We start from the raw sequence: 16,530 nt of genomic DNA on the forward strand, positions 1-16,530 counted from the left end.
GGTGCGACATTTACCGATAGCTGGCGTTACTTGGTGTAGGTGCCCAGATTGGCCTTGGTCACCACCGTCACGCCCGTGTCGATGTCCTGCGCGCTGGTTTCCTTGCCCTGAATCTGCGCGTAGAGGTGATCTACGGCAAGACGTCCCATCGTGACCGGCCGCTGCACGATGATGCCCTGAATCAGGCCGTCTTTGACGCCCTTGATCGTATCCGGCAGGTCGTCGAAGGCCAGCACTTCGAGCTTGCCCTTCTTGTCGCCGAATTCGCGCGTGCTGAGCACCTTCGCGACGGCGGGGCCACCCACCTGGCTCACGCCGAAGATGCCCTTCAGTTGCGGATGCGCACGCAGCGTCGTTTCGACCACCGACACGCCGCGCGCAAGATCGTCGTCCGTGCCCTGCGTTTCCACGATCTTGATGCCCGGATATTTCGCGAGTTCCTGCTTGATGCCCGTGATGCGCTCATTCAGGTTCACTGCACCCAGCTGGCCCGTGATGATCGCCACTTCGCCATTGCCGTTGAGGGCCTTGGCCATGGTGGCTGCCATGGTCGCGCCAGCGGCCACGTTGCTCGTGCCGATATACATGGAGCGGCCGCTTTTGGGCGAGTCCGAATCGTAGGTGAGCACCTTGATGCCGTTGCGCTTCGCCTGCTGAATCACGTTCTCCACGGACTTCGGTTCGTTCACCGAAATCGCGATGCCGTCCACGTGGCGCGCCATCAGGTCTTCGATGATCTGTACCTGCGTCGAGCCCTGCGTATTCTGCGGCACGACCCATTGGTAGTTGATGTTGTACTTCTTCGCTTCTTCCTTTGCGCCCGTGTTGCAGTCGTCGAAGAAGGGCACGGCCACCTTCGGGATCACGGCAACGGAAATGGACTGCGGGTCCTTGGCAGATGCCGGTTGCGCGAGCACCGTGCCCAGCGCGGCCGCGGCCAGTGCGATGCTTGCGCCATTGACGATCGCCTTGCGAAGCAGACGGGATTTCATTGTGTTGTCTCCAGGTTTATAAGATTGATGAGCCAAGCTGCGCGATGTTGCTATCGCGCCTTACGGCGCAGTCTCCAGATGTCGATGCTGACCGCAATCAGGATGACGCAACCCGTAATGGTTTGTTGTGCGTAGGTATCGATGTTGAGCAACACCACCCCGTTGGTGATGATGCCGGCGAGTGCCGCGCCGATCACCGCGCCCTCCACGCTGCCGGCGCCGCCCGAAAGGCTCGCGCCGCCAATTGCGGCTGCGGCAATCACGTCCAGTTCGGCGCCGAAGCCCGCAGCCGGTTCGGCCGATACGAAACGCGAGAAGCTGATGACGCCCGCAAGTGCGGCGATCACGCCCGAGAGCAGATAGACGAGAAACTTCACGCGGTGCGTGCGCACGCCGCTCAAGTGCGCCGCGGTCTCGTTGCCGCCCGTCGCGTAGACGTGGCGGCCAAAACGCGTGCGCCGCATGACGACGGAAAAGCACGCCGCCAGCACCACCATCACGACCACCGGCACCGGAATGAAGCCCACGTAGCCCTGGCCGAGATACGTGAAGCCGTCCGGCACGTCCGGCGTAACGGGCACGCCTTTGGTGATGATGTACATGAGGCCGCGCCCGATGCTCAGTGTGCCGAGCGTTGCGATGAAGGGCGGCAATTGAACGCGCGTCACGAGCAGGCCGTTCACGGCACCGGCCACCACACCGGTGGCGAGCCCCGCCGCCACGGCGACGAACGCATTGAATCCATGCTGGAACGCGAGCGCTGTGATGAGCGACGACAAACCCATGACCGAGCCGACAGAAAGGTCGATGCCGCCCGTCACGATCACGAGCATCATGCCGATCGCCATGATCGCGGTGAGCGAAAACGAGCGGAACACGCCCATCAGATTGTTGGTGGTGAGGAAGTAAGGAGAGCACAGGCTGATCAGCACCCCCACGGCAATCAGCACCGCGAATATGTTGAATTCCCGCACACCGAGGCACGCTCGCACGGTCGCGAGCTGGCGGGATTCGGTATGCGCCTCGACGCGGGTGGGAATGGCTTTCAACGCATGTCTCCTTGATCGTGTTCTTGCACTTCCTTCAATGCGCAAAGAGTACGGGGAGGTCCGGTTGCGAAACTGTGATGGGCGTCATACAACGGGATCGGGGTTATCCCTCAAGAGCGCCGAAAAAAATGCGGGCCTGTGGTCGGTTTTGTGCGCAAGACACGACTCACGCTATGACGAGCGTCACAGACTTGGCGGCATGGAACTCGCTACGCTGCGTGAAAGAACAGGCGCATGGGCGTCTGTCCCTTGAACCCGATCTGGAGGAGAGAGCGCATGACCAAGCGTGTGATAGTGACCGGCGGCAGCGGCCTGGCCGGCAAGTGGGTAGTGGAGAACCTGGTCCAGCACGGCTACGACGTAATGAATCTCGACCGCGTGCCGATGCCAAAGCGCACGGTGCGCACGCTGATTGCCGACATCACGGACGCGGGCCAGGTGTTCAATGCGCTCGCGTCAAGCACGGCGCCCGTGGAGTTCGCCGACGACCTGGAGCCGAAGCCCATCGACGCGATCGTCCACTTCGCGGCCATTCCGCGCATCATGATCACGACCGACAACGAGGTCTACCGCATCAACGTCATGGGCACCTACAACATTCTCGACGCGGCCTCGAAGCTCGGCATTCGCAAGGTGATCGTGGCGTCGAGCGAGACGACCTACGGCGTGGTGTTCGCCCACCGCCATCGCGATCCCGCGTATTTCCCGCTGGACGAGACGTATCCCGTCGATCCGATGGATAGCTATGCCACGTCGAAGGTGGTGAACGAAGTCACGGCGAAGGCGTTCCACGCACGCACCGGTTCGGACATTTACTGCTTCCGCATCGGCAACGTGCTCGATCCCGAGGACTACGCGAAGTTCTCCACCTGGAACCAGGACCCGGCGCTGCGCAAACGGATTGCGTGGAGCTACATCGACGGGCGCGACCTCGCCGAGGCGAGCCGGCTCGCGATCGAAAAAGACGGGCTGGGCTTCGAGGTCATGAACGTGGCGGCAGACGACGTATCGTCCGACCTGCCCACGCGCACGCTGCTCGATCGCTACTACCCGGGCGTGCCGGTGAAGAAGCAGCTGGGCGAATTCGAGACGCTGCTCAGCAATGAAAAGCTCAAGCGCCTGCTGGGCTGGAAACAGCAGCATTACTGGCGCGAAGAGGCGAAGCGCTTCGGCAAATAACGTAGAAGGGCCGCCGCGAGCAATCCTGCGGCCCCCGCTCGCCTCCTCTCCCCCCTCTCCCCCTCTCCCGCCCTTTCCTCCCGCCCCCGGCCCCCCGCCGCGCCACAGCATCCCGCAAGGCATGCTGTGGTTTGCCATGACAAAAGCCCTATCGCGACGGTGGTACATTAGCTGCCTGAACTCGAAAGCATGGGCGCGCCTGGGGTCGTACTCTCACGCGCCGCCGCAATAAGCGTCCGGCGTGCGTCCCGGTTCGATGGTGTCCGGTCTCACATGTCACGGCCGCGGGTCACGGACTCAGGAGACGACAATGAACGTGCCAATGGACGTGCGCCAGCGCGATCACATCGAAACCGTGGTCTTGACGACCACCGGCCAGTCGCCAGTCGCCGCGCGCATGCACGACGCCATCATCCGCAGTTCGTGGCAACGGTGCGTGCATCAGTACGGCCTCGATCCCACCCGCATGCAGGAAGCGCGCATCGTGCCGCAGACGCGGCTGCGCGAGCATCAGCAGCGTATCGACGACTTCGCGCGCATCGCCCGCTATGGCCTGGAAAGCCTGTACGGCCAGGTGGCCCAGATGGGCTACGTCGTGCTGCTGACCGATGCCGACGGCGTCACCGTCGACTATCTCGGCGACGCCGCCGCGGACGCAGGGCTGCGCCGCGCCGGCCTTTATCTCGGCGCCGAATGGAGCGAGAACGGCGCCGGCACCTGCGCGGTGGGCACCGCGCTGGCCACGGGCCAGGCCTTGACTGTGCATCAGGCCGATCACTTCGACGCCACGCACATTCCGCTCACCTGCACCGCCGCGCCGCTGTTCGACTCGCACGGCCAGCTCAACGCGATCCTCGACATTTCCGCGCTCAGTTCGCCACAAGCGAAGGACAGCCAGATGCTCGCGCTGTACCTCGTGCGCACCTACGCGAGCCGGATCGAAGACGCCTGTTTCCTGCGCCGGCACAGGCAGGACTGGATTCTCAAGCTGAGCCCGGCCTCCGAATTCATCGACGTCAATCCGGAGTACCTGATCGCGCTCGACGCCAATGGCTGCATCGTGGGCCACAACCACCGCACGCAGCACATGCTGACGGCCGAACCGGGCGTGGCGTCCATGGGCTCCGGCCCAGGCTCGGGGTCCATGGGCACACCCCTGCTCGGCATGCGATTCGACACGCTTTTCGACGCGCGCCCGGAGGAACTGGGCCGCTTCGTCTATTCGCGGCCCAGCGAGCAGCGCATCGTGCGCCTCAGCAGAAGCGGACGGCTGCTCTATTTGAGCGTCATGCCGCCGATGCTGCGTCTGCCGCCCTGCACGCCGCAGAGCGTGACCGCGCCGATCCCCGCCGAACTGGCCGCGCTATGCGGCGGCGATGCGGCTCTGCAGCAGCAATTGCAGCGTGCCGCACGGCTCGTCGATGCGCCCATCAATCTGCTCATCAACGGCGAGACGGGCAGCGGCAAGGAATACCTCGCGCGCGCGTTGCATCGGGCGAGCGCGCGCCGCGACGGCCCGTTCATCGCGGTGAACTGCGCGGCGATTCCCGAAACGCTGATCGAGAGCGAACTGTTCGGGCACCTGCCCAACAGCTTCTCGGGCGCGGGACCGAAAGCAAGGCGCGGACTGATTCAGGAAGCCGACGGCGGCACGTTGTTCCTCGACGAGATCGGCGACATGCCGAGAGAACTGCAATCGCGTCTGCTGCGCGTACTGGCCGAAGGCGAGGTGCTGGCGATCGGCGCGTCGCGTCCGGTCAAGGTCAATGTGCGCGTGATTTCGGCGACCCACCATCCGCTCGACCAGTTGATCAGCGGCGGCGGCTTCCGCGAAGACCTGTATTACCGGCTCAACGGCGCGCGGCTCGTGTTGCCGCCGCTGCGCGAGCGGAGCGACCTCGACTGGCTGGTCGAAAAGTTTCTTGCGGTGCCGGAGGGCGAGCCTGGCTTCACGCTCTCCGAGCCGGCCCGCGCGCAACTGCACCGGCACCGCTGGCCGGGCAATCTGCGCGAATTGCGCAACGCGCTCGAATATGCGCGCGCGGTGTGCAGCGGCAGGCACATCGAGGCAAGCGATCTGCCGGAGGGCATCGGTGGGCCGTCGGCGCTGGCTGCCTCGGCCGTGGCCTCCCCCTCCGCCTCTGCCGCGGCAGGAAGCGCCTCGACTGCCCACGAATATGCGGCCCCGGATGCGACCGCACATCGGTCCCACCAGGCGCACGAACAGGAACCGCAAGCCCTGCCCCCCGAAGCCATGCTGCTCGTGCAGCATCTGCGCGTCTGCGGCTGGAACCTGAGCGCCGTCGCGCGCCAGCTCGGCATGAGCCGCATGACGCTGTACCGCCGCATGGCGCGCTACGGCATCCAGTCACCCAACCGCAGCGATAGCGCCGGCCTCGAGCCAACGCAAACGCCATCGGCATCGCCCATGCCAACGCGCCGCAGCGCAAGCTGACAGCGCAGGCTCACCCGGCACCGCGATACGCCTGTCTACTGCGATGCACCTGATGCTGTGACACCTGTCACCGGCACGTCGCCCGCTCGCCTTTTTCGCCTGCTGTTTTTCGGGGTAATCCCGTAAATCTCGCGTCTCGCCGGCCGTGATTCGGCTTGGCATACCTGTTGCAGATACGCCTGTCAGTACAAACAGACAGGAGACAGGCATGCGCGAACCCGCCCCGGTTCGTCCGCAAGCGGTGGGCATCATCGCCAATCCGGTATCGGCGCGCGACATTCGGCGCGTCGTGGCGAACGCCAACAGTCTGCAACTGGCCGACCGCGTCAACATCGTGCTGCGCGCCATGGCGGCGCTGGGCGCATGCGGCGTCACGCAGGTGCTGATGATGCCGGACCGCGAAGGCCTGCGGCCCATGCTGGAACGACACCTGGCGCGCGAGCGGGCAGCCGCGGCCAGCACGCACGCGTGGCCCCAGCTGGAATGGCTCGCCATGCCCACGACAGCACGTGTCGACGACACGTTTCTCGCCGCCCGCCTGCTGCGCGAAGCGCAGGTCGCGGCCATCGTCGTGCTGGGCGGCGACGGCACGCACCGCGCGGTCGTGCGCGAGTGCGGGCAGGTGCCCATCGCGGGGCTTTCCACCGGCACCAACAACGCGTATCCCGAACTGCGCGAGGCCACGCTTGCTGGCCTCGCAGTGGGCCTCTACGCCACGGGCCGCATCGCGGCGGATACGGCACTCGTCTACAACAAGCGGCTCGACGTGACGTTGAACGCGGCCAACGGCGCCGTGCGGCACGACATCGCGCTCGTGGACGTGGCCATCGCGCACGAACACTACATCGGCGCGAAGGCGTTATGGCGCACCGATTCGCTCGCCGCCGTCTACCTGGCCTTTGCCGATCCGGAAGCGATCGGCCTGTCGTCCATTGGCGGCATGCTCGCGCCGGTGGGCCGCCGCGAGGCGGGTGGGCTGCATGTCGAAGTGGCGCCGCGTGAATCGGCCGGGCCACGCGCCTTACGCGATTCCGCTGAGTCACGCGATTCACGTGACTCGCGCGCGCCGTCATCTGAATCTGAACCGGCCCAACCACTCTTCCATCTGCACGCCGCCATCGCGCCTGGCCTGCTGCAGCCGGTGCCCATCCATGGCTGGCATCGCCTCACAGACGGCGAGCCGGCCCGCGTGCGCCAACGTTCGGGCGTGGTGGCACTGGACGGCGAACGCGAGATCACGTTCGGCCCCGACGATCGCCTCACGATCACGCTGCGCGAACGCGCCTTCCGTTCCGTCGACGTCGCCCAATGCCTGCGCCATGCCGCCACGCACGGCTTGTTGCGCGCGCCGCCGTTCGCATCAGCGCTCGCGTCCGCCAGCGCCGCGCCTCTGCCTTTTCCCTCGCACCAGTGAAACAAAACCGACCAAGGAGACAGCATGACTGCGAAACCTTCCCTGCCACTGCAGCGCAATGAACTGCTCGACTGCTACCGCAGGATGCGCACTATCCGCGACTTCGAAGAGCGCCTGCACGTCGATTTCTCGCGCGGCGACATTCCCGGCTTCGTCCACCTCTACGCCGGTGAAGAGGCCGCGGGCGTGGGTATCCTGCATCACCTGCACGACGGCGACCGCATTGCCAGCACGCACCGCGGCCACGGCCACTGCATCGCCAAAGGCGTGGACGTGATCGGCATGATGAAAGAGATCTACGGCAAGACGGGCGGCTCCTGCAACGGCAAAGGCGGCTCCATGCACATCGCGGATCTTTCCAAGGGCATGATGGGCGCCAACGGCATTCTGGGCGCGGGCGCGCCGCTCATCTGCGGCGCGGCGCTCGCCGCGAAATTCCGCGGCAAGGGCGAAGTGGGCATCACGTTCGCGGGCGACGGCGCGTCGAACCAGGGCACGTTCCTCGAAAGCCTGAATCTGGCGGCCGTGTGGAATCTGCCCGTGATCTTCGTCATCGAAAACAACGGCTACGCGGAGGCCACGTCTCGCGACTACGCCACGGCGGTGGACAGCTACGTCGATCGCGCCGCGGGCTTCGGCATTCCGGGCGTGACCGTAGACGGCACCGACTTCTTCGCCGTGCACGAAGCCGCAGGCGAAGTGATTCGCCGCGCGCGCGAAGGCGGCGGGCCGTCGCTGCTCGAATGCAAGATGGTGCGCTTCTACGGCCACTTCGAAGGCGACGCGCAGACCTACCGCGCGCCCGGCGAACTCGACAACATCCGCGCCCATCGCGACTGCCTGAAGATTTTCGCGGCGCGCGTGACCGAAGCCGGCGTGCTCACGCAGGGCGAACTGGACGACATCGACCGCGAGGTGGCCGCGCTCATCGAACGCGCGGTGCAGGAAGCGAAGGCGGCGCCGCTGCCCCAGCCCGCCGACCTGCTCACCGACGTCTACGTGAAGTACTGACCCGCCCGGCTGACTGACTAACGCAACGAACGCACCGAACGCAACGACCGCGACGAATCAAAGGACAACCGCATCATGGCCCGCAAACTCAGCATGAAGATGGCGATCAACGAAGCCATCGACCAGGAAATGACCCGCGACCCGAGCGTGATCATGCTCGGCGAAGACATTGTCGGCGGCGCCGGCGCCGAGGGCGAAAAGGACGCCTGGGGCGGCGTGCTCGGCGTCACGAAAGGCCTCTACGCGAAGCACGGCGACCGCCTGCTCGACACGCCGTTGAGCGAAAGCGCCTACGTGGGCGCCGCGATCGGCGCTGCGGCCTGCGGCATGCGCCCCATCGCCGAACTCATGTTCATCGACTTCATGGGCGTGTGCTTCGACCAGATCTTCAATCAGGCCGCCAAGTTCCGCTACATGTTTGGCGGCAAGGCGGAAACGCCGGTGGTGATCCGCTGCATGGTGGGCGCGGGCTTTCGCGCAGCCGCCCAGCACTCGCAGATGCTCACGCCGCTCTTCACGCACATCCCCGGCCTGAAGGTGGTGTGCCCCAGCACGCCCTACGACACCAAGGGTCTGCTGATCCAGTCCATTCGCGACAACGACCCGGTGATCTTCTGCGAGCACAAGAACCTCTACGGCTTCGAAGGCGACGTGCCGGAGAACTCGTATGCCATTCCGTTCGGCGAGGCGAACGTGGTGCGCGACGGCAAGCATGTGTCCATCGTGACCTACGGGCTCATGGTGCATCGCGCGCTGGATGCGGCCGCGGCGCTGGCGAAAGAAGGCATCGAGGCCGAGGTGATCGACTTGCGCACGCTGTCGCCGCTCGACATCGACACGGTGCTCGAATCCGTGGAGAACACGGGCCACCTCGTCGTGGTGGACGAAGCAAGCCCGCGCTGCAACATCGCGACCGACATTTCGGCGCAGGTCGCGCAGCAGCTCTTCAAGGCACTGAAGGGGCCCATCGAAATGGTCGCGCCGCCGCACGTGCCCGTGCCGTTCTCTCCGGCGCTCGAAGACCTCTACATCCCGAGCAGCGCGCAGATTGCGGAAGCGGCACGCCGCACTGTCGGTTACGCGAATGGCAAGAGCCAGGGAGGAAACCGCTGATGGCCGGTCACATCATTCCCATCGTCATGCCCAAGTGGGGCCTCGAAATGCGCGAAGGCACCGTGCAGGACTGGCTCGTCAAGGAAGGCCAACGCATCGAAGTGGGCGAAGCGCTGGTGGACGTGGACACCGACAAGATCTCCAACGCCGTGGAAGCCGCCGACGCCGGGCTGCTGCGCCGCATCGTCGCGCAAAGCGGCGAGACGCTGCCGGTGAAGGCGCTGCTCGCGGTGCTGGCGGACAACGACGTGAGCGACGCCGAGATCGACGCCTACATCGCGGCCTACGAGGTGCCCGCCGCCGACAGCGACGACGAAGACGCCGGCCCGCAGTTCCAATACGCGGACGTGGACGGCATCCGCGTGCGCTACGCGAAGCGCGGACCGGACGAAGGCACGCCGGTGCTGTTCATTCACGGCTTCGGCGGCGACCTGAACAACTGGCTCTTCAACCTCGACGCGGTGGCCGAGAGGCACCCGGTGATCGCACTCGACCTGCCGGGCCACGGCCAGAGCGAGGCGAAGCTGCCGGGCGCGTCCATCGCCGCGCTTGCCGACTTCGTCCTGAAGTTCCTGCGCGCCGCCAACGTGAACGGCCCCACGCACCTGGTCGGGCACTCGATGGGCGGCGCCATCGCCATCCAGATGGCCGCCGCCGCGCCGGCGCAGGTGGCGAGCCTGGCGCTGGTGAGCCCGGCTGGCTTCGATACGGCCATCAATAGCGGCTATACGGACGGCTTCGTTCAGGCGCAGTCGCGCCGCGAATTGAAGCCCGTGCTAGAGCAGTTGTTCGCCAACCCGGAGCTGGTGAGCCGCCAGATGATCGACGACATGCTGAAGTTCAAGCGCATGGATGGCGTCGAGCCCTTGCTCGCGGAACTGGGCGCGGCGCTGTTCGCCGACGGCAGGCAGTCGGCCGTGCTCGCGGACGAACTCGAACAGTTCGGCAAGCCCGTGCTCGTGTTCTGGGGCAAGGAAGATCAGGTGATTCCCTCCGCCCAGGCGAGCAAGGCGCCATCGAGCGCACAGGTGGTGCTGTTCGACGCCACCGGCCACATGGCGATGCTCGAAAAAGCCAGCGAGGTGAACGCCGCGCTGCAACGGCATCTGTCTGGTAGCTGAGGTCTTCCCGTCCGGCCGTTTTGGGCCTTGTTTTGGGCCTTGTTTTGGGCCTTGTCTTGAGCCTTGAACCTCAAGGCGGCCGGACTTCGTTTCGCTTTTCCGCCTGCTCTCACACACGTTTGCACGTTGCGCGAAGCCCGACGTGCAACGTGCGACGCGATGCGGGCGACGCCCCCACTTCAAGGAAACCCGCCATGACCGCTTCGACTTCTTCCACCGCCTCTACCCACGACACCATGCGCGCTGCCGTCTGGCACGGCCGCCACGACATCCGCGTGGAAACCGTTCCGCTGCCCGCCGCGCCGCCCGAAGGCTGGGTGCAGATTCGCGTGCACTGGTGCGGCATCTGCGGCTCCGACCTGCACGAGTATCTGGCCGGGCCGGTGTTCATCCCCGTGGATACGCCGCATCCGCTCACCGGCATTCAGGGCCAGTGCATCCTGGGGCACGAGTTCTGCGGCGAGATCGCGTCGCTGGGCGCGGGCGTGCAGGGCTTCGCCGTGGGCGAGCGCGTGGCCGCCGATGCCTGCCAGCACTGCGGCCACTGCTATTACTGCACGCACGGCATGTACAACATCTGCGAGAACCTGGCGTTCACCGGCTTGATGAACAACGGCGCCTTCGCCGAACTCGTTAACGTGCCGGCCAATCTGCTCTACAAGCTGCCCGACAACTTCCCCACCGAGGCCGGCGCGCTCATCGAGCCGCTCGCCGTGGGCATGCACGCGGTGAAGAAGGCGGGCAACCTGCTCGGCAAGAGCGTGGTGGTCGTGGGTGCGGGCACCATCGGCCTGTGCACGATTGCCTGCGCACGCGCGGCCGGGGCGGCACAGGTGATCGCGCTGGAAATGTCGGCGGCACGCAAGGCGCGCGCTCAGGCGGTGGGCGCGAGTCACGTGATCGATCCGTCGGCCTGCGACGCACTGGCCGAAATCCGTCGCGTGACGGGCGGCCTGGGTGCCGACGTGAGCTTCGAATGCATCGGCCACAAGGACACCGCGAAGCTTGCCATCGACACCATCCGTAAAGCGGGCACCTGCGTGATGGTCGGCATCTTCGAGGAACCGAGCAGCTTCAATTTCTTCGACCTCGTTGCCACGGAAAAGCAGGTAATCGGGTCGCTCGCCTACAACGGCGAATTCGCGGACGTGATCGCCTTCATCGCCGACGGCCGTATCGACGTGACGCCGTTCATCACCGGCCGCATCCAGCTGGAAGACATCGTCGACAAGGGCTTCGAACAACTGGTCCACCACAAGGAGAACAACGTGAAGATCATCGTGTCGCCGGCGGAACTGATGACGGCATGAGGTGACGAAGTAGCGTCACTCATTGGCGTCACTCATTGGCGTCATTCACAGATGTCACCCAGGCCCGCGCCCATGCCGTTCGATCTTGTCGAGGTTCCCGCCGCCACCGATGACCCGCTCGCCGCCGAGCGGGATTTGCTCGCGATGGCGGCCGATGGCCGCTGCGTCGCGCACCTCTGGCAATTGCCGCCGTCGTTGGTGGTGCCGCGCAGCTACCAGCGCTTCGCGGCGCTGGAGCGCGCACGCGCCGAGTTTGCGCAGCGTGGCTGCCCGGTTTTTCTGCGCATGTCGGGCGGCGGGCTCGTGCCGCAGGGGCCGGGCATCGTCAACCTGAGCCTCGCGTATCGGGTGCGCGGCACGGTGGGCGAGCTTTCCGAGGCCGTGTATCGGCACCTGTGCGAGATCCTGCGCCATGCGCTCGGCTCGCTCGGGGTGCGCACGCATTGGCAGGCCGTGGAAGGCTCGTTCTGCGACGGGCGCTTCAACCTGGCCTCGGGGCCGCCGGACGACGCGCGCAAGATCGCGGGCACCGCGCAATACTGGCGCAGGCTGGAGGCGGCGTCGCAAGGGGCGTCGGCGCCGCTCAATGTGGTGCTGGCCCACGCGGTGTTGCTCGTGAGCGCCGACCCCGCGGAAATCAACGCGCGCGCCAATGCGTTCGAAGCGGCCATCGGCAGCGGACGGCACTACCTGCCCGAGTGTGTGGTGAGCGTGCAGCAGGCGCTCGCCGCGACGGGCGGCGCCGCGCTGGATGGGGAGATCGACGCGCGCGTGATGTCGGCGCTTCGGGCCTGCGTGAGCGAGGCCGTGGCGCCGGGCGACTCGCGTGCGGGTTGAGCGCTTGCGCAAGCCGCCCGCTTCAGGCAACGCTCTCAGGCAGCCCTCTCAGGCAGCCCTTTCAGCCCACCCCGCCCTCCTGCTCCAGCCACGACCGGAACAGCACGACGCGTTCATCGCCAACCTTCGCGTCCGCCACGTACGTGCAATAGCTGCGCGACGGCAGGCGGGGCTCGCTGAACGGTGCGACCAGCCGGCCCGCAGCAAGATCGTCGGCTACGAGCGCCGTGGGCCCCATCGCGATGCCGATGCCGTCGATGGCCGCCTGCAAGGTCAGATAGAAGTGGTCGAAGGTCAAGCTGGCGGCCGGCTTCAAGTCGGGAATCCGGGCACTTGCCAGCCAGTCGGGCCACAGTCGCGGAAGGCTCGACGTGTGCAGCAACGTGTGTTGTCGCAAATCACCCGGCGAGCGAAGCGGCAGCCGTTGCGATAGCGCGGGGCTGCAGACCGGCAGGCGCTCCTCGGAGAGAAACGGCCGCATCGCGTAGCCGTAGAACGTGTCCGGACCACCCCGGATCACGACGTCGTAGTCCTCTTTCAGACTCTCCAGCGGCCCGTTCGACGTCTCGACGCTGACCTCCACGTCGGGATGCCCGGCCCGGAAACCGGCGAGCCTCGGCACGAGCCAGCGCAACGCGAACGTGGCGGGCGCGTTCACCGAGAGCGTGCGCGACACTGTTTCCGGCACACCGTATCTCGCCGTCGCCTGCGCGAGCTGCTCGAACAACGGACCCACTCTCTCCAGATAAGCCTTCGCCGCGGGCGTCAGCTTCACGCGCCGGTTGTGCCGTTCGAACAGCGGCGCACCAAGCCACGTTTCGAGCAGGCGCACGTGCTGGCTTACCGCGCCTTGCGTCACGTGCAGTTCCGCGGCGGCTTGCTTGAAGCTGCCGAGGCGGCCCGCGGCCTCGAAGGCGCGCAAGGCGTTGAGCGGAGGCAAGACCCGTTTCATCGAGAAAGCCCTTTTCAAGAGAGTTTTTCTAACTCAATCCGGCAATTTATCTGGTTTGTTGGGCCCCAACAAGATAGATATCCTTCTTTGTGTAGTGCCGATTCGCCTCCCACTCCGTTCGTCTCCCGTCCCTGCTCAACAACATCCAGATGCTCAGTTACACCGGCGGTATCGTGCTCTTTGCGGCCATGCTCCACGCCAGCTGGAATGCGATGCTGCACGGCAACCGCGACCGGTTCTGGTCCATGACGTGGATGAGCATCGCCATCGCGGCGGTCTCCGCGTTCGTCGTCCTGTTCAATCCGCTGCCCGCCCGCGCCTCGTGGCCCTACATCGTCGCGTCGGGGCTCGTGCACATCTTCTACAACGTGAGCCTCGTGCGCTCGTATCGCCGCAGCGACCTGGCGCTGGCGTATCCCATCGCGCGCGGGTCGTCGCCGCTGCTCGTCACACTCGGCGCAGCGCTCTTCGCACATGAAGCAATTGGCCCCTTGCACGCGCTCGGCATCGCAATGGTGTCGGGCGGCATCATCGCCATCGCGTTGCAGGGGCGTCACGTGTCGCGCGCGGGCGCGCTCGCGGCGCTCACCACCGGCGCGACCATCGCGGTCTATACCGTGATCGACGGTATCGGCGTGAGGTTGTCCAACGCGGAGTCGCTCAGCTACACCGCCTGGATGTTCCTCTTCTACGCGCTGATGCCCGTGCTGTTCGTCGCGACGCGCGGGCTCGCGCCGCTTTGGGCGCCCCTACGCGTGGAACCGCTCTCGGTCGGCTTGTCGCTCGTGGGTGGCCTCGTTTCGATTGCGGCGTACGGCATTGTGATCTGGGCGCTGCAGTCGGACGCGATGGGCGCCGTCTCGGCGTTGCGCGAGACCAGCGTGGTGTTCGCGGTGCTGATTGGTCGCGTGTTTCTGCGCGAAGCGGTCAGCACAGCACGCTGGCTCGCCTGCGTGGTCGTCGCGGCCGGCGCCGTGTGTCTGGGGCTTTGACGTCTCTCTCCTCTTTCCACTTTCCATGAAGGTTCGTTCGATGAATACCGTTCCACAAGCGCCGCTCATCCTGATCACCGGCGGCAGCCGCGGCGTAGGCGCGGCCACCGCGCGTCTTGCAGCGGCACAGGGTTACGACGTGGCGATCAGCTACGTCTCCAACGAATCCGCCGCGCGTGCGGTGGCCGCCGACGTGGAAGCGCTGGGCCGCCGCGCGCTCGCCGTGCGCGCAGACAGCGCGGACCCGGAGCAGGTGGCCCAGCTATTTGCCGCAATCGACCGCGACTTCGGCCGCATCGACGTGCTGGTGAACAACGCCGCGATCATCGCGCGGCAGTCGCGGCTGGAAGATCTCGCCTTCGAGCGCATGCAGCGCATCTTCGCGGTCAATGCGATCGGGCCGATTCTGTGCGCGCAGCAGGCGGCGAAGCGGATGTCGCGGCGTCACGACGGAAGGGGCGGCGTGGTGATCAACGTGTCGTCGGCATCGGCGCGGTTGGGCAGTCCAAACGAATACGTGGACTACGCTGCGTCGAAGGGCGCTCTGGAGACCTTCACGACCGGTTTCGCGAAAGAAGTGGCGCGCGACGGGATACGCGTGAACTGCGTTCGGCCCGGGCACATCTACACCGAGATGCACGCAAGCGGCGGCGAGCCGGGACGCGTGGATCGCGTGAAGGACTCCATCCCGATGGGCCGAGGCGGTCAGCCCGAAGAGGTGGCGCGCGCCATTCTGTGGCTGGCGAGTGCCGAGGCTTCGTTTGTCACGGGCACGTTTCTCGATGTGACGGGCGGGAAGTGAGGCGATGCCATTCCACGGCTGCGGCTTTCGTCGTTCCTCATGATCCGCGACGCCGCGGTGGCCGGCGCCGGCGCGGCGCTCCTGCCGCAGTCCATCGCGTGGAATCAGCTCACGCGCGGCGAGCTGGTGCAGTGGGGCACGGTCTCCGGCGTGGAAACGGCGCTCTGGGTTTTGCATACGTCGCGACGCCTTCCTCCACCGAAGGTCCGCGCCTTCGTCGACTTCATCTGCGGCCAATACCCGGAAACGTCGCTCGTGCTGAAGGGATAGAAGCGGCCTGGCTTGAAGGGCGCGGCGAACATCGCTCGCTCAGTTGTCATCGCTCAGTCGCAACGCTCAACCTCCACCAATCAGCGGCCGCGGTTCCATGAACGTATGCCGGAAGTATTCACGCACCGCATGCATGGCCGGGCTCAGTTCGGCGTTCCTGCGCCACGCAAGTCCCACACTCATCGGCGGCACGGGGTCGCGCAGCTGCATGGTCTCGATGCGTCGTCCCTCCAGCGACCACGGCCGGTACACCATGTCCGAGAGAATCGCCACGCCGCTGCCGTTCGCCACCATGCTGCGCACGGCTTCCACCGACGAGGTGCGCAGCTTCACGTTCGGCCGGTAAGGGGTTTCGTTCCAGTAGCGCAGCGCCGTGTACGCCGCTTCATCGACGGTCAGCATCACGAAGGGTTCGGCGGCCACGTCGGCAAGCGTCACGTTTTCGCGCTTGAGCAAGGGATGCTGCGCGCACAGCCACAGACGCCTGGGCGAATGAATCACCGGCTCCAGCGTGAGTTCCGGATTGGCGACGTTCGAGGTCAGCAACACGGCCATGTCGTATCGATCGGTGATCAAACCCTCCTCGATCGACTCGCGATTCAGTTCGTGCAACTGGATAGTCAATCGCGGATACAGCGTGCTCATTCGCTGCAGGTGATGCGGCAGGAAATAGCCGAGCACCGTGTAGCTGGCCGCCAGCGTCAACGTGCCGGTCAGCGTGCTTTCGAGGTTCGGAATGCGCATCGCCTCGTCCACGGAGGCAAGAATCGTATAGGCGTGGTTGAGAAAGCGCCGCCCCGTCGTGGTCAGCGTCACGCCCGCCGACGTGCGCATGAAGAGCTGCGTGCCCAGGTCGTCTTCGAGTTCCTTGATGGCGTTCGTCACCGCCGACTGCGAAATCGTCAGTTGAATGGCGGCCTGCGAGATCTGCCCGAGTTCCGCGGTCGCGACGAAGTACTTCAGTTGCCGAAGCGTCAAGGCCATGGTGCGCATCCGAAAAATCGATATTGGGGCGCGGCATATCGTATTCCCG

General features: G+C 65.7%; 14 protein-coding genes and 1 pseudogene. 11 read left to right on the plus strand and 4 right to left on the minus strand.

Going from position 1 to position 16,530, the window contains the following annotated elements; all coding sequences use genetic code 11:
- Positions 1 to 26: 26 nt before the first annotated feature.
- Entirely contained in the window at positions 27 to 992 is a 966-nt protein-coding gene (locus tag P2869_RS27530) for a sugar-binding protein (RefSeq protein WP_277598572.1), read from the minus strand.
- A 50-nt stretch (positions 993 to 1,042) separates the two neighbouring features.
- Positions 1,043 to 2,041, minus strand: coding sequence for an ABC transporter permease (locus P2869_RS27535; RefSeq protein ID WP_277598573.1), 999 nt, complete (start codon positions 2,039 to 2,041; stop codon positions 1,043 to 1,045).
- A 276-nt stretch (positions 2,042 to 2,317) separates the two neighbouring features.
- On the opposite strand from P2869_RS27535, the gene P2869_RS27540 reads away from it, so the two are divergent.
- The 8 genes from P2869_RS27540 to P2869_RS27575 all read left to right on the plus strand — a co-directional run bounded on the left by P2869_RS27540 (position 2,318) and on the right by P2869_RS27575 (position 12,481).
- Complete coding sequence (locus P2869_RS27540; protein ID WP_017775153.1) at positions 2,318 to 3,220, plus strand: NAD(P)-dependent oxidoreductase; 903 nt, start codon at positions 2,318 to 2,320, stop codon at positions 3,218 to 3,220.
- Between the two features lie 322 nt (positions 3,221 to 3,542).
- Complete coding sequence (locus tag P2869_RS27545) at positions 3,543 to 5,675, plus strand: sigma-54-dependent Fis family transcriptional regulator (protein WP_277599861.1); 2,133 nt, start codon at positions 3,543 to 3,545, stop codon at positions 5,673 to 5,675.
- Positions 5,676 to 5,883: 208 nt separating this feature from the next.
- A complete protein-coding gene (locus P2869_RS27550; RefSeq protein ID WP_277598574.1) occupies positions 5,884 to 7,089 on the plus strand; it encodes an NAD(+)/NADH kinase in 1,206 nt (401 codons plus the stop codon).
- A gap of 24 nt (positions 7,090 to 7,113) precedes the next feature.
- Positions 7,114 to 8,100 (plus strand): thiamine pyrophosphate-dependent dehydrogenase E1 component subunit alpha, encoded by a 987-nt coding sequence (locus P2869_RS27555; protein WP_277598575.1) that lies wholly within the window; start codon positions 7,114 to 7,116, stop codon positions 8,098 to 8,100.
- 75 nt (positions 8,101 to 8,175) lie between these two features.
- The gene (locus tag P2869_RS27560; protein WP_277598576.1) at positions 8,176 to 9,213 is read left to right on the plus strand and encodes an alpha-ketoacid dehydrogenase subunit beta; all 1,038 of its coding nucleotides are present in this window, start codon (positions 8,176 to 8,178) and stop codon (positions 9,211 to 9,213) included.
- Positions 9,213 to 10,334: an acetoin dehydrogenase dihydrolipoyllysine-residue acetyltransferase subunit gene (locus P2869_RS27565; RefSeq protein ID WP_277598577.1), complete on the plus strand. Its 1,122-nt coding sequence runs from the start codon at positions 9,213 to 9,215 to the stop codon at positions 10,332 to 10,334. The genes P2869_RS27560 and P2869_RS27565 overlap by 1 nt, the downstream gene beginning before the upstream one ends.
- 236 nt (positions 10,335 to 10,570) lie before the next feature.
- Positions 10,571 to 11,644, plus strand: coding sequence for a 2,3-butanediol dehydrogenase (locus P2869_RS27570; RefSeq protein WP_277599862.1), 1,074 nt, complete (start codon positions 10,571 to 10,573; stop codon positions 11,642 to 11,644).
- A 72-nt stretch (positions 11,645 to 11,716) separates the two neighbouring features.
- Entirely contained in the window at positions 11,717 to 12,481 is a 765-nt protein-coding gene (locus P2869_RS27575; RefSeq protein WP_277598578.1) for a lipoate--protein ligase family protein, read from the plus strand.
- 61 nt (positions 12,482 to 12,542) lie between these two features.
- On the opposite strand, the gene gcvA is transcribed toward P2869_RS27575, so the two are convergent.
- Entirely contained in the window at positions 12,543 to 13,433 is an 891-nt protein-coding gene (gcvA, locus tag P2869_RS27580) for a transcriptional regulator GcvA (RefSeq protein WP_277598579.1), read from the minus strand.
- 149 nt (positions 13,434 to 13,582) lie between these two features.
- On the opposite strand from gcvA, the gene P2869_RS27585 reads away from it, so the two are divergent.
- The 3 genes and pseudogenes from P2869_RS27585 to P2869_RS27595 form a co-directional block, all read left to right on the plus strand.
- Positions 13,583 to 14,425 (plus strand): DMT family transporter, encoded by an 843-nt coding sequence (locus P2869_RS27585; protein WP_277598580.1) that lies wholly within the window; start codon positions 13,583 to 13,585, stop codon positions 14,423 to 14,425.
- Between the two features lie 40 nt (positions 14,426 to 14,465).
- Positions 14,466 to 15,227 (plus strand): glucose 1-dehydrogenase, encoded by a 762-nt coding sequence (locus tag P2869_RS27590; RefSeq protein ID WP_277598581.1) that lies wholly within the window; start codon positions 14,466 to 14,468, stop codon positions 15,225 to 15,227.
- 9 nt (positions 15,228 to 15,236) lie between these two features.
- Positions 15,237 to 15,497: pseudogene (locus P2869_RS27595) on the plus strand (LysR substrate-binding domain-containing protein); the annotation flags it as partial.
- 66 nt (positions 15,498 to 15,563) lie between these two features.
- Here the strand turns inward: P2869_RS27595 and P2869_RS27600 are convergent.
- Positions 15,564 to 16,481: a LysR family transcriptional regulator gene (locus tag P2869_RS27600; RefSeq protein ID WP_026121527.1), complete on the minus strand. Its 918-nt coding sequence runs from the start codon at positions 16,479 to 16,481 to the stop codon at positions 15,564 to 15,566.
- Between the last annotated feature and the right edge of the window lie 49 nt (positions 16,482 to 16,530).

Source organism: Paraburkholderia sp. SUR17 (genome assembly GCF_029536165.1).
In the GTDB taxonomy this organism is placed as follows: domain Bacteria; phylum Pseudomonadota; class Gammaproteobacteria; order Burkholderiales; family Burkholderiaceae; genus Paraburkholderia; species Paraburkholderia kururiensis.

Excerpts from the sequence above, each read along its gene's own strand:
- P2869_RS27565 (WP_277598577.1), top strand. The coding sequence starts at position 9,213 with ATGGCCGGTCACATCATTCCCATCGTCATGCCCAAGTGGGGCCTCGAA.
- P2869_RS27560 (WP_277598576.1), top strand. The coding sequence starts at position 8,176 with ATGGCCCGCAAACTCAGCATGAAGATGGCGATCAACGAAGCCATCGAC.
- P2869_RS27545 (WP_277599861.1), top strand. The coding sequence starts at position 3,543 with ATGGACGTGCGCCAGCGCGATCACATCGAAACCGTGGTCTTGACGACC.
- P2869_RS27530 (WP_277598572.1), bottom strand. The coding sequence starts at position 992 with ATGAAATCCCGTCTGCTTCGCAAGGCGATCGTCAATGGCGCAAGCATC.
- P2869_RS27555 (WP_277598575.1), top strand. The coding sequence starts at position 7,114 with ATGACTGCGAAACCTTCCCTGCCACTGCAGCGCAATGAACTGCTCGAC.
- P2869_RS27540 (WP_017775153.1), top strand. The coding sequence starts at position 2,318 with ATGACCAAGCGTGTGATAGTGACCGGCGGCAGCGGCCTGGCCGGCAAG.
- P2869_RS27550 (WP_277598574.1), top strand. The coding sequence starts at position 5,884 with ATGCGCGAACCCGCCCCGGTTCGTCCGCAAGCGGTGGGCATCATCGCC.
- P2869_RS27575 (WP_277598578.1), top strand. The coding sequence starts at position 11,717 with ATGCCGTTCGATCTTGTCGAGGTTCCCGCCGCCACCGATGACCCGCTC.
- gcvA (WP_277598579.1), bottom strand. The coding sequence starts at position 13,433 with ATGAAACGGGTCTTGCCTCCGCTCAACGCCTTGCGCGCCTTCGAGGCC.
- P2869_RS27590 (WP_277598581.1), top strand. The coding sequence starts at position 14,466 with ATGAATACCGTTCCACAAGCGCCGCTCATCCTGATCACCGGCGGCAGC.
- P2869_RS27570 (WP_277599862.1), top strand. The coding sequence starts at position 10,571 with ATGCGCGCTGCCGTCTGGCACGGCCGCCACGACATCCGCGTGGAAACC.
- P2869_RS27585 (WP_277598580.1), top strand. The coding sequence starts at position 13,583 with ATGCTCAGTTACACCGGCGGTATCGTGCTCTTTGCGGCCATGCTCCAC.
- P2869_RS27600 (WP_026121527.1), bottom strand. The coding sequence starts at position 16,481 with ATGGCCTTGACGCTTCGGCAACTGAAGTACTTCGTCGCGACCGCGGAA.